The 12,786-nt window shown below is 41.9% G+C and carries 10 protein-coding genes; 6 read left to right on the top strand and 4 right to left on the bottom strand.

Annotated elements, in window-relative coordinates:
• Positions 1–437 precede the first annotated feature (437 nt).
• Complete coding sequence (locus NE535_RS09715) at positions 438–1,394, top strand: ABC transporter substrate-binding protein (RefSeq protein WP_261298444.1); 957 nt, start codon at positions 438–440, stop codon at positions 1,392–1,394.
• Positions 1,391–2,695, top strand: a complete 1,305-nt coding sequence (locus NE535_RS09710; RefSeq protein WP_261298443.1) for a GGDEF domain-containing protein — start codon at positions 1,391–1,393, stop codon at positions 2,693–2,695. Before NE535_RS09715 ends, NE535_RS09710 begins: the two co-directional genes overlap by 4 nt.
• A gap of 469 nt (positions 2,696–3,164) precedes the next feature.
• Here NE535_RS09710 and NE535_RS09705 read toward each other — a convergent pair whose 3' ends face one another.
• Positions 3,165–3,743 (bottom strand): hypothetical protein, encoded by a 579-nt coding sequence (locus tag NE535_RS09705; RefSeq protein WP_261298442.1) that lies wholly within the window; start codon positions 3,741–3,743, stop codon positions 3,165–3,167.
• A gap of 179 nt (positions 3,744–3,922) precedes the next feature.
• Between NE535_RS09705 and ubiD the strand changes: the two genes are divergently transcribed.
• The 4 genes from ubiD (at position 3,923) to NE535_RS09685 (ending at position 8,506) form a co-directional block, all read left to right on the top strand.
• Positions 3,923–5,404 carry a 4-hydroxy-3-polyprenylbenzoate decarboxylase gene (gene ubiD / locus NE535_RS09700; protein ID WP_261298441.1) on the top strand — a complete coding sequence of 494 codons (1,482 nt, stop codon included), beginning with the start codon at positions 3,923–3,925 and terminating at the stop codon, positions 5,402–5,404.
• 80 nt (positions 5,405–5,484) lie between these two features.
• A complete protein-coding gene (gene fre / locus NE535_RS09695; protein ID WP_261298440.1) occupies positions 5,485–6,183 on the top strand; it encodes an NAD(P)H-flavin reductase in 699 nt (232 codons plus the stop codon).
• 190 nt (positions 6,184–6,373) lie between these two features.
• Positions 6,374–7,912, top strand: coding sequence for a methyl-accepting chemotaxis protein (locus NE535_RS09690; RefSeq protein WP_261298439.1), 1,539 nt, complete (start codon positions 6,374–6,376; stop codon positions 7,910–7,912).
• Between the two features lie 15 nt (positions 7,913–7,927).
• Positions 7,928–8,506, top strand: coding sequence for a nucleoside triphosphate pyrophosphohydrolase family protein (locus NE535_RS09685; RefSeq protein ID WP_261298438.1), 579 nt, complete (start codon positions 7,928–7,930; stop codon positions 8,504–8,506).
• 823 nt (positions 8,507–9,329) lie between these two features.
• Here the strand turns inward: NE535_RS09685 and NE535_RS09680 are convergent.
• The 3 genes from NE535_RS09680 to NE535_RS09670 all read right to left on the bottom strand — a co-directional run bounded on the left by NE535_RS09680 (position 9,330) and on the right by NE535_RS09670 (position 12,668).
• On the bottom strand, positions 9,330–9,794 hold the full coding sequence (locus NE535_RS09680; protein WP_261298437.1) for a hypothetical protein: 465 nt from the start codon (positions 9,792–9,794) through the stop codon (positions 9,330–9,332).
• 123 nt (positions 9,795–9,917) lie between these two features.
• Complete coding sequence (locus tag NE535_RS09675; protein WP_261298436.1) at positions 9,918–11,645, bottom strand: ATP-binding protein; 1,728 nt, start codon at positions 11,643–11,645, stop codon at positions 9,918–9,920.
• A gap of 9 nt (positions 11,646–11,654) precedes the next feature.
• A complete protein-coding gene (locus NE535_RS09670) occupies positions 11,655–12,668 on the bottom strand; it encodes an SIR2 family protein (RefSeq protein ID WP_261298435.1) in 1,014 nt (337 codons plus the stop codon).
• Between the last annotated feature and the right edge of the window lie 118 nt (positions 12,669–12,786).

Genomic DNA, 12,786 nt, shown 5'->3' with positions numbered 1-12,786 from the left:
TTTTAAACCATAGCTCGCAATAACTTTATATATGCATAAAAGTAAACTGCGATATAAAATAACCGTTTACGTTTGAATTACCCATAAAGTGGTAAACATTTTCGGCATGTTTTGTTTTAAATAGATGAGTGCCATCCATTAATCGCACCTAACTATGCAAACAACCACATATAATATCAACGACTAAACAGCTAAATACTGATGAACAAACACGCTTGCGACTGTTTATAAATGCTGTTTAAAATTAAGTCAGACTAGCCATATTTAGCAAACTGTACTCCACTGTTACTGCTACCAAATTTAATGAGTTAATTCTACATAAAAAAGTTTTTTATCAACTTCTTAGCGAAATAGCATTTCAACCACTACACTTAAATTATGATGACTTTTACCCCAAGCCTATGAATTTAACTCTGCCAATTTTTGTTGTAGTTTTAATGCTTATATCTGCCTGCCAACCTAACGCCAGCGTTAAAGGGGATGGGCAAAAATCGCCTATTATAAAAATAGCGGTATCGAACACGCCGCTATCTTCCCCCATTTTCATTGCCGACAAAAAAGGTTTTTTTAAACAGCATGGGCTGAATATCCAATTAGTAAGAGAAGATGGTGGAGTTAAGTGTTTTAACGAACTTATGGAAGGCAATGTTGATTTTGCCACTACATCTGAATCTGTGGTGATGTTCAATAGTTTTTATCGCAGCGACTTTATTGTGTTAGCCAGTTTTGTGGAGTCTGATAATGATTTAAAACTTCTGAGCATGTCGTCTAAAAAGTTTAATGATTTAGCAGCAATCTCTAACGCTAAAGTCGGTATAGTCAAAAGCAGTGCCAGTGAATTTTTCTTCGACAGCTTACTAATGCTTTATCACCAACAAGATACCCAGATAGAAAGAGTCTATTTAAAACCAAATCAAATGGTTCAAGCACTTCAACAAGGCGAAGTAGATTTAATCTCTGCATGGGAGCCCTTTCCCTATCAACTTATCAAAGAATCACCACAAGCAAGCCAAGTCATTGGCACGAAAGGCCTATATAACCTCTCATTTAACATAGTCGGCTTAAAAAACAGTTCGATCAAAACTAAAGATAAACAAAGTATTCTACAAGCGTTAAGCGATGCCATTAATTACATCAATGAAAATCCTGAAGACAGCCAGATACTAATTAGTCAAATTCTTAATATGGATAAAATACAGCTGAGTTATTTATGGCGGGATTATGCATTTAGATTAACCCTTAGTAATGCTTTAGTATCAAATTTGCAATTACAGTCTCAATGGGCCATTGACAGAGCCTTAGTCCCAAAAGACAATCGCATTGATATTAGGCAAATACTAGATAGACAGCTATTTGAGTCTGCTATGAATGAGCATACGGATGAGCATCAATGACACTTGCAACTCGTCTTAAACTTACTGCAATACTGTGCGCGCTATTAACCATTGCCGTTTGCCAAGCCTTGTACCAAGCCCACAGTTACCAACAAAAAATTTATAAGCAACTTAACCATTCGATGCAAATACAATTAAGCATTGATAGCTTAAGAAGCCAATTATGGCTTTATGAAGAGTATAGCGACCAACTGAGCTTATCCGAGCTGAATAATAGACAAGCCAATCTTGCCATTCAATTATCTAAAGATATTCAATGGCACCCCAAGCAAAATCAAGTACTCGATAACTTAAATCGCCTAAATGCTAATATTCGCGCCTTATTTAATACCCAAATGTACAGCAATTCCAACCATTCACTTTCAGAGGATCGGCTGACTTCCAGTCGTTTACTTAAAGCGAAATACAGTATGAACATCGAAAAAATGACTGAGGACATGTATCGACTACATAAAGTGACCATCGCCCAAGCAAAACAAACCCAGCAATCATTATTGCTATCTGCCTCTTTGGTGGTTTTATTGCTATCGATTCTGGTTACCATGTGGTCATCAATGACATTGATCCGCTTCAAACGTGGCATGAAATCCCTCAATGATGGCATGAGAACACTTGCCAACGGCGATTTAGAAAGTCGCGTTAAATATGACATGAATGATGAGTTTGCTGAAATGAGCGACAACTTTAATGATATGAAGGCCTCTTTGCAGAAAATAACCATTAAAAAAGAAGAACTGAAATTAGAAGTGGCAAGGCAAACCCAAAAACTACAAGAACAGCAGGTTAAGCTCACCTATTTAGCCGAACACGATGAACTCACCTCTATTTATAACCGCCGTGCTTTTATCAAGCAAATTGACAGCGCCATAGACCGTGACTCGAGACGAAATGAGCAAGCCGCATTACTTTTTATCGACTTAGATAAATTTAAAATAATCAATGACACCCTAGGCCATCAAACCGGAGATGAGGTACTCAAACAAATTGCGCTGAGATTAAAAGCGCATTTGCGAAGTACTGACTTTGTCGGGCGATTTGGTGGTGATGAGTTTGTTATTTGGTTAGACAACATCAATAATGAGCAAGACATCATTACCAAAGTTAAACTCATTTTGTCCGTCATAAACCAAACTATTGAGCTTAATGGTAATACATTAACCGTGGGGGCAAGTATTGGAGTGAGCCAATATCCGCTAAATGGCAAAAATAGTAACTGTCTGGTCACCGCTGCTGATGCAGCAATGTATATTGCTAAACATGACTCAACACAAGACTATTGTTTATTCCAGGAAATCTCTTAGCTTTAATCTTTTTTAAGATTGTTTGTGTTAAGAAGCGCAAAATCATACTCAGAAAAACCTTTAAACGCAGGTGACCCTAGATAAAGCAGATTACTTAACCTCAACTCAGATCAAGTGATGCGCTCAACAAGCTGAATTTAAAATATTTAGCTAATTTTGTCGCAAACTTGTCATTTTTTAAAACAAAGCACGTTAACACATCAATAGCTGGCCTATTGCACGTTAATGAAACGCAGTTAGCAAGACAAAGGGCTGTTTAGTTGGGGGTTAATATTATCCCGAGCTGAGGTTACTTATAAAAATAACCAACCTCACCTGTGCAGGCTAACAACTCGCACTCAAACGTTTTACTCATAAAAAACGTATTGATATTTCCCATCAACAGTACATCATCCAATCAGGCAAGCAGTTGCTTAGACTTACATCAAAACCGAACAGCTAAACAACATCAAACACTATCGAATACGTTTTATTGATTTGCCACTTTGACATAGGTTTCAGTAGACCAATCATATTGATAAATGACCCCTTGCCATTCATAAACCATTTTCCCATCCTTTTGGATGACTTTAGCATTTTCAGGCAAGGTTCGAATTCCGTGATCATATTGCATTGACGTTGTGGTTCTTTGTGGAGGAGCCACCACTACGGTAGGCTCAACCTCAAAATCACGACGAATAGCATAATTGTCACGGTCATATCGATAAGGGGAATAGCCATTATTATACCAAGGATCGCGCCAGCGCCAGTCGTTACCCCATCGATAACCACTGCTCCAGCCAATACCAACACTTGGCCCCCAATGATTATTCCATCCAGAACCCCATCGCCAAGGATCGCGGTAGCCATGTCGATTGTTAAATTGATGACGATGACGGTCATGATTTACATAATCTCGATTATGATTACCCTGATGATTAGAAGCCACATGAGTGTTAACGCTGGCTTGATTAAGATGATCAAGACTCAATGGTTGTTGTGCTACAGCAGGACATACACCACCGATCCCCCAAAATAGCGACAGAACCGTTATCGTTTTAAGCTTCATACTCACTGACCTCATCTTACGACATAAGAGCTATGTCAATCACAACCCTAATCCATAACATTTGTCAGTTTACACCTTGAAACATCAATCGCCCAGAGTGATAACTCAAATGGCTTAACCCCATATTAGAAAAATGCTATAGTGCGCGGCACATCAAATTGCACAAACAGGCGGTAGTTATGAGTTTCAAGGATTTACGTAGCTTCATAAACCATCTAGAAGCCAATGGTGAGCTAAAACGCATTAGCCATCCGGTTGACCCTCACCTTGAAATGACAGAAATAGCCGACAGAGTATTACGCTCTGGTGGGCCAGCCTTGCTGTTTGAGAATCCTAAAAATAATAGCATGCCAGTACTGGTCAATTTATTTGGCACACCAAAGCGCGTCGCGATGGCATTAGGCAAAGATGATCCATTAGCGCTTAGAGAAGTGGGTGAGCTATTAGCATTTTTAAAAGAACCAGAGCCACCACGTGGTTTTAAAGATGCCATATCAAAAATTCCAATGTTTAAGCAAGCATTAAACATGCCGCCTAAAACAGTGCGCAATCCGCCATGTCAGGAAGTGGTAACAACCGGTGATGATGTTGATTTAACATCGCTTCCTATTCAACACTGCTGGCCTGGCGACGTCGCACCGTTAGTCACATGGGGACTAACCATTACTAAAGGGCCACGCCAAAAGCGTCAAAATTTGGGTATTTATCGTCAGCAATTACTGGGTAAAAATAAGCTTATTATGCGCTGGTTAGATCACCGAGGTGGTGCATTAGACTTTAAAGACTTTAAAGAAAAACACCCAGGTGAAAACTACCCTGTTGTGGTGGCGTTGGGGAGTGATCCGGTAACCATTCTTGGCGCAGTAACGCCTGTACCCGATGCCATGAGTGAATACGCTTTTGCAGGATTACTGCGCGGAGAGCGCACCGAAGTGTGTAAAGCATTAAGCTGTGATTTAGAAGTGCCCGCTACCAGCGAAATAATCTTAGAAGGCTATATTGCCCCAGGTGAAATGGCAGAAGAAGGTCCCTATGGCGATCACACAGGTTACTATAATGAAACCGATTCTTTTCCCGTATTTACCGTGACTCATATCACTCACCGTAAAGATGCAATTTACCACAGCACCTATACCGGCCGTCCACCTGATGAACCGGCAATGCTAGGTGTGGCATTAAATGAAGTATTCGTGCCTATTTTACGTAAACAATATCCAGAAATTATCGACTTCTATTTGCCGCCTGAGGGTTGCTCATACCGCATGGCGATAATCTCAATTCGTAAGCAATATCCAGGACATGCCAAGCGCGTGATGATGGGGGCATGGTCGTTCTTACGTCAATTTATGTACACCAAGTTTATTGTTGTCGTTGATGACGATGTGAACTGTCGCGACTGGCAAGATGTTATTTGGGCCATTACCACCAGAATGGACCCAACCCGTGACACAGTAATGATAGATAATACACCTATTGATTATTTAGACTTTGCATCCCCAATCGCAGGCTTAGGGTCAAAAATGGGCTTGGATGCCACCAATAAATGGGAAGGTGAAACCAATCGAGAATGGGGTACGCCTATTGTGATGGACAACGAAGTAAAAGAAAAAGTTGATCAAATGTGGGACCAATTAGGTATTGATGGCCAACCGACACTGTAAAGAGTGACCTTGGTCACATAAAGACGTTATAATCATTCAAAGATTGAAAACCTAAAAAGATAGGGCTTAAAGGACGTTAGATGAAAACCATTCGTTGTCAGATAGAAAAAATCACCCCGTTTAATGATGCCGTATTCCAAGTCATCCTTAAACCTGACACTGCTTTTGAATTTAAAGCGGGTCAGTATTTAAGTGTTGTTATGGGTGAGAAAGACAAACGTCCTTTTTCCATCGCTAGCGCCCCTAATGCCGATAAAATTGAACTGCATATCGGTGCCGCAGTGAGTGAAAGTTACCCAATGCAAGTGGTTGAACGCCTAAAAACGTCTACTCATATTGATATTGAAGCGCCTGCAGGTAATGCCTATTTACGTCAAGACAGTACTCGTCCACGGGTGTTAATCGCTGGTGGTACTGGGTTTTCATATATTAAAAGTATTATTGAGCATCAAATTGCAATCGGCCAAACGGTTCACTCCACATTTTACTGGGGCTGTCGTACCGAAGATGCCATGTATTACCAAAACATCGCTCGTCAATGGCACGCTGACCATAAATGGTTAGACTTTGTTCCTGTTATTGAGCAAGCCGATGGCGATTGGGATGGTAAAACCGCCAATTTACTTGAGCAAATCAAACATGACTTTATTAGCCTTAAAGGATATGACATTTATATCGCTGGCCGTTTTGATATGGTGGGCGCTGCTCGGGAAGTGTTTAGAAGTTTAGGTGTAGAAGAAGACCACCTGTTTGGTGATGCCTTCGCTTTCATCAAATAATCATAATTATGTAAAAAAACCGACTAAATCAGTCGGTTTTTTTATACCTCAAAGAGTGTATCAAAGTGTAACAAGATGTTGTGTTTCAGCTTTTGTATCGTGATAGTTATCAAATCTTCGTCTAAAATGAGACACATGCAACAAGGATGAAACCTCTACCCTACCTTAGTTAACCTTTCAGGGAACCACAATGCGAAATAAGCCTACGATAGACAAAGAAGTCGAGCTTAAAGCGGGAGATGAATTAGTTTCAATAACCGATACCCGTGGCATTATTACCTATGCTAATCCTACATTTATTCGCATTTCAGGTTACAGTGAAGCTGAATTGATTACCCACAACCATAATTTAGTCCGCCATCCCGATATGCCCGCCGAAGCATTTAAAGATTTATGGGACAAATTAAAAGCTGGTGAATCATGGCGAGGTATTGTTAAAAACCGATGTAAAGATGGTAGCTATTATTGGGTAGATGCCTTTGTATCACCCTTGTATGAAAAAGGCAGAATTACTGGCTATCAATCTGTTCGCATCAAAGCCAAGCCTGAATACATAAAAAATGCGACCTCGCTTTACGCCCAAATCAAACAGGGTAAAAAATTAGCTTCACCATTAAGTTTCAAACAAAAACAACTCATAGGAACCGTACTTATCCTAGCAAGTGCACTGGCGATGGGCTTCAGCGCGAATATTTATGCCGCGATTGGACTAATATTGTTAACCACGTTATTAGCAGGAATATTTAAACAAGAGTTATTTACCATTCCTGCGCACATCAGTCGTTATCAAGCACAATACGACTCTGTCAGTCGTTTAGTCTTTTGCGGTAATGACCATAGTTCAGTGCTCGACTTTCAGCTAAAAATGAACCAAGCCAAAATGCAAGGTGTGCTTGGTCGAGCCCAAGATCAAGGCAATAACCTTGATCATATTGCCAATGAGTTGGTCACAACAGCAAAACACGCCAATCAAAGTATTGAAAAGCAAAAAGATCAAATTACCCAAATAGCGACTGCGATTGAAGAAATGAACGCCACTGTTGCTGAGATGGCTCAACATGCCTTATCAACATCCTCAAATGTTGATCAAGTACAAAACGTCTGTCTTGATAACCTTAAGGCCATGAAAAACAGTCGTAAAAATATTGATGCCCTGACTCAATCCGTAACGGAAGCCGCTGAAAGCACCCACTTTTTAAATAAAGAGGCTGAAAATGTCTCTCAAGCTATGCTAGAAATTAATGGCATAGCTGAACAAACTAACCTTTTAGCGTTAAACGCTGCGATAGAAGCCGCACGTGCAGGCGAACAGGGCCGAGGCTTTGCGGTTGTGGCAGATGAAGTAAGAGCATTATCCAGTCGCACGCAGCTGTCCACAGATTTGATTTCAAAAAGTGTCCAGTCAATGCATTCAATGTTGCATAACTGGTCTGCACAAATGCAACAAAGCAAACAACAGGCTGAATTATGCGTCGATGATATCGCCCATGTTGCGACGCAATTTGAGGTAGTCAACCAACAAATCATTGAAGTGAATATGTTTACCCAACAAAGCGCGGTTGCAGCTGAACAACAAAGAGCTGTCACCAATGAGATGACTGAAAATATTCATCAAATAAGTGAATTGAGCCAAGGTAATGTTCATAACTTATCTGTGATAGGATTAGCCGCTAACACCATTCAGCAGCAAGCTGAAAAGGCCAAAGGCCTTAGAAATACATTCGGATAAATTTAAAGGTTTAACATGCAACTCAGTCAATTAACACAACCGATTTACGATCATCTTTATCGCGATATTTTAGAGTTTAGAAGCACCTTTGATTTGCCGGTTGCTGACGAATCGAGTTTAGATGCACAAGCCGATGCTTTACACACTTCGCTGATCATTGAAGAAATGACCGAGCTTGCAGAAGCCGACAGCCGCATTGAACAAGCCGATGCCATCGTCGATTCAGTTTATGTATTGATGGGCCGTTTAGTTCACTTAGGTGCCACTCAGGTAGTCGATCGTTTAGAAATTAGCTATCTGATAGATCTGTTGCTAAATGTGGCTAAAAACCGTGAAATAGATTTTATTCAATGCTGGGATGAAGTGCACTCAAGTAATATGAGTAAAGTGTGTCGTAATGAACAAGAGCTAAACGAAACCATCGCCCACTATGCTAAACAAGGTGTGGAAATTGTGGGTAGCACTAAAGGCGAATTCATCATTGCCAAATGTGCTAAAGATGTCGAAATGGCTGGAAAAGTGGTTCGCCAAGGCAAGGTATTAAAATCAGTTTATTATCGCCCAGCAGATTTAACGCTGTTAGTTAAGGGTTAAAACTGAAAGCGTTTTTTGCTAAAACACTCGCCATGAGAATAGCAAAATAGCCAAATAAAATGCGCTTATCGTATTAACGGTAAGCGCATTTTTTGTGTTTAATTTACCAAGATAATCGCGTTTATCCTGAACCAATAAATTTAAACTCAGTTAAATTTTCAGGCGACTCCAACCGTGAGACGCCTTAATCACGTCCATGTGGGCTTAACCAAAACAAATAACATTGATGTTAAACAGCCAGTTCGGCATCCATACCTCTCGCTCAAAAATGTTTAACTTAGTGAAACTTCGCCCGGTTTTGGATACTCGCAGGCTCATCTTCACCTGAATTATTGTCTCTTCGATTTAGCTTTATTGATGGATATGGAAAAAGCTAAATCAGAACAAAAGTTAGGTCACTTTTGGACAAAAGTGTGTAGGCCTTCGAATGAAGGCGTTGGCATTTTGAGCTTATAACATTTGGCTGAGTTGGAATTGGGATTTGTGTTTAAAGTCGAATCTTCATTGTTGTTAAAAGCCTGCGGCTCGCTTATGTGCAGATACTGCTTCGGGACGCTATGCGTCATCCCTGACCGCTTAACGAAAACGTCCCTGTTTTCGATACCCTCAGCCGCATCTACACTTGGTTATTTGATCTCTTCGATTTAACCTTTCGGGTATCAATCGGATAATAAAAAGCTAAATCGTTTTTGGACAGAAACGCGTTAGTGCTTTTACTTTAATCGATACATTTCGGATTAAAATTTCTATGGGTTAACGCCCAAATTTAGCAAGGAAAGCCGCGCAGCGGGTTGACGTCACAGCCAGTGCTTTTTGCTGGCGATTAAATTTGATTGCTTTCATTTTGCACATTATTACACAATGAATCCTTGAGAAATTGAAGCATATCAAAATCTTTTAACCAAATTTCTAACTCATCATTTTTTATTTGGCCTTTGACATATTTATCTATAGCAATAGTTTCTGGTGAAATCGTTTCACGCATAGACCAACTAATATCATTTAGTAACGACAAGGGTTTAGGGAAAACTAAAAAGTACTGCTTAATAAAAAGTCTAACCTCTTCTGTACTGTCAAACCACTCTAAGTGTGAATGGCTTGATCGAAGAAGTGGGTGGATATTTTTATCCGTTGTAAACTTACCAAAATGCACGCCAACAAGCTCAAGTTCATCAGCTGAGCCAGTTTGATGAGATATAATTCGGTTAAATAACGAGTGGAGATTCGATTCTCCAATCTTAATTTTATCCAAACTCACACTGCGGACGGCATAAATTATTTTATTCAATTAATACCCACTATTTGAAGCTGATATAAAACACAGCATTAAGCTAACGTTTGACTTCAGCGGCGCACTTTAGCGCGTCCGCTGGAGCGATTTATTAGAGCGAAATATGATTACAACCGACTATTATTGAATATTCTGCTTACGCCAGTTATCAACGGCAATTGACAAACGCTTATCCTTGACTGGTTTCTGCCATTCATCCCAGAAATTCACCGTCCCGCTATTCGGCTTGTTTTTGGGTTCATCGATCCTAATTCTGCTTGGCAGTAAGCTCGCATCCCCAACAACCAAAGCTTCGCCTGTATCAAGGGTCGGCAGGATGTCGCTGAATCCGCCAAGGCTATCGGGAAGTAGCCTCTTAATAACGCCCTGATCCTCGGCGTTGGTCAGCCTCATGGAAACGAAGTTACTACATTGGCTGAGCATCGTCTTATTCACTTCGGATGGGCGCTGGCTTATAACTACAAGGCTGACACCGTACTTGCGTCCTTCCTTGGCGATACGCTCGAAAATATCTAGGGAGATATCGTCGACGGACTCCGCCATGTTTCGTTGGGGCATGTAGAGATGCGCTTCGTCACACAGAAGCGCTATCGGATGGCGCAGCTCGGATGGTGTCCACTGTTGGACGGAAAAGGTAACCCGCGCAACAAGGGAAACGATCAGAGGAAGAACGTCTGATGGTACTTCGGAAAAATTGATGATTTTGATACCAGCTTTGCCATTCTCCCCAGAGCTGCCGAGCACGGCGGTGATGAACTTCTCAAGCCAAGAGAAATCCAGAACGTCCACGCCGCCATGGAACATAAAGCCAAGGCGCCGATCAGAAATTTTGTTCTCAAGGCGGGAGATCATGCGGGAAAGCTTACCGTTGAAATCGCCTTGCTTTTCACCACGAGCGCCGGGAACCATCTCGACGTTGATGTCATTCAACCTGCCCATGAGAAAATCTAGGCAGAAGGGGACTGGGCTGTCGACGGTAAAGTGCTTCAGCACATCTGTCTTGTCGCCATCTTCCAGGTACTTTTGTTTAGCCAAGTTGATCTCACGCGCCATGATCATGGCCTGGTTGGGCGCATTTTGGTCGCTCCGATCAACGAACATGGACACGAGTGCTTCATACGAAAGTAGCCAGTAAGGTAGATAAAGCACACCGTCATCAATGGTGCGTTTAGCCTCAACATCTGCAGGACCGGCCACCTTGAAGTGTTGAATTCCTGAGCCTACCAGTGGTGAGTATTCACCATGAAGATCAAAAACAATGCCGTTAGCCGTAGATAGCCCTGCCATCTGCTCAATAATCTTGGCTGTCGTCCAGGACTTACCTGACCCGGTGCTGCCGCCGATGAAGGCGTGGCGCTGGAAAAATTTATTACCGTTGAGATAGGCAACAGCGTGTTCGTCCAGCGTGTATTTGCCAAGTGTCAGGGCATTGCCATCTGCTGAGACACTTGAGAGCGTACGCATAAAGCTGGTAAGGTTTTCGCCATCTAACGAAAAGCAATTCGCATCAATTTCTGGAACGCTTTCCAAAGTGCGGCGAAATACATTTTCTCTATCTCCATCACGATCCAGCATCGTGCCAATCAGGGCGATTTTACACAAGTTCAGTTCTGAGGTTTTCTCGCCGATGCCATCATCGTCAATGTCTTCGATACCACGCTTACGGGTCACCTGGGTAATGAGCCCGATGAGATGCTGTCCTGGCCTGCTGCTTTGGAGCACGGCCAGATGGTTAACTTGCAACCTTTTGAGTTGGTCGATATTTTCTACATCCACAATAACATTTGTCGTATCGACGGAGGCCACCTTTCCAAGCGCGTCTTCATCCCTAAAATTAAATATCGGCATATCTTCTTCCTAAATGATGAGTGACAGGTAACCTTCAAGGCTCCATAAATTCTTTTCGACAGTCACTGGAGTCTTATCCAAAGAGGAGTAGACGATGGACTGTTCGTCTGTTGCTCCCCGTTCTATTGCCAAGTAATTTTGCGCCTTGCCGTCAGTAATTAACTTCCTGGCCGCCACTGAAAGCGCATAGGTAATAATCGTGATCGGGGTATTCTGACGCTGACATCGCGCCATGAGTTTCGGCTGAATGTGCTCGTCATTGAAGCCGTATCCAATGCACAGGTAAGAGTTTGCCGCAGTAATGGCCTGGTCAGCATTGTTGATGATTGAGCGGTATGGCTCTAAATGCGTCGTTTGATATTTCTGAGTACCCGGAGTCACGATTTCCGGCTTGTAACTGGCAGGGATGCCTTGAATATTTGAAAGAGCCACAATGTCTTCGAGCGGCGATTTAAACCAATCCAGCGAGCCGTGAACCTTCCAGATATTGACTCTTCGGGCAGAATTTATTTCATTCGGTACAGCCAGTTGTCGGAAAAAACCGTGCGTGAAGCCCGTGTAATGGTGAATTCGCTCCTGATCACAGGCGTATTCTGCAAGTCTGTCGTAATTTGTGGTAACGATATTTAATTTGCTAAGGCTGCTTTTGAACATGTGGTGCAGCAGTCGGCTAAGCGGAAACATCGCCTGGTTTTGAAGGCTTTCATTGAAAATGTGAATGTCTTCAGCGTTGATGAGCGACCAGGTTGCTTTGATGATTCTGGAATTTAGCTCTTCTGTAACTGCCACCTGATGCAGCGCCGACTCCAGATCAATGCCAGAGTCCAAGACCTCGCAGAATTTCTTCCAAGCCTCTATTTCGCCAGCGGATAGTCCTGAAATGTCGGTCTTTGCGGTCAGGTGTTTCGCAAGCGCCCCCATGCCAGACATTCCATGGGCAGCCGAGGCACCACTACCCAGGATGATAAGGGGAGCTTTGCTGTAATAGTCCTGCGCTTGTTTTTGGTAGTTCACATCTGACATATCATTTTCGCCATTATTTTTCTCTAATTTCTTCCTGTTGGATTTATCGCACGATGATAATTTTTACTCGTTTTATTACTTGCATTGTGCTTATGTACGTTTATCTCATTAGACCAAT

This window comes from Shewanella holmiensis (assembly GCF_025370255.1).
GTDB lineage: Bacteria > Pseudomonadota > Gammaproteobacteria > Enterobacterales > Shewanellaceae > Shewanella > Shewanella holmiensis.
The sequence above is the reverse complement of the archived record's forward strand: the minus strand, read 5'-3'. Positions and strand labels throughout refer to the sequence as shown.

Bases quoted from the DNA above. Each gene is read 5' to 3' on its own strand.
- NE535_RS09705 (WP_261298442.1), bottom strand. From the start codon at position 3,743: ATGAAGCTTAAAACGATAACGGTTCTGTCGCTATTTTGGGGGATCGGT.
- NE535_RS09690 (WP_261298439.1), top strand. From the start codon at position 6,374: ATGCGAAATAAGCCTACGATAGACAAAGAAGTCGAGCTTAAAGCGGGA.
- NE535_RS09670 (WP_261298435.1), bottom strand. From the start codon at position 12,668: ATGTCAGATGTGAACTACCAAAAACAAGCGCAGGACTATTACAGCAAA.
- NE535_RS09715 (WP_261298444.1), top strand. From the start codon at position 438: ATGCTTATATCTGCCTGCCAACCTAACGCCAGCGTTAAAGGGGATGGG.
- fre (WP_261298440.1), top strand. From the start codon at position 5,485: ATGAAAACCATTCGTTGTCAGATAGAAAAAATCACCCCGTTTAATGAT.
- NE535_RS09685 (WP_261298438.1), top strand. From the start codon at position 7,928: ATGCAACTCAGTCAATTAACACAACCGATTTACGATCATCTTTATCGC.
- NE535_RS09710 (WP_261298443.1), top strand. From the start codon at position 1,391: ATGACACTTGCAACTCGTCTTAAACTTACTGCAATACTGTGCGCGCTA.
- NE535_RS09675 (WP_261298436.1), bottom strand. From the start codon at position 11,645: ATGCCGATATTTAATTTTAGGGATGAAGACGCGCTTGGAAAGGTGGCC.
- ubiD (WP_261298441.1), top strand. From the start codon at position 3,923: ATGAGTTTCAAGGATTTACGTAGCTTCATAAACCATCTAGAAGCCAAT.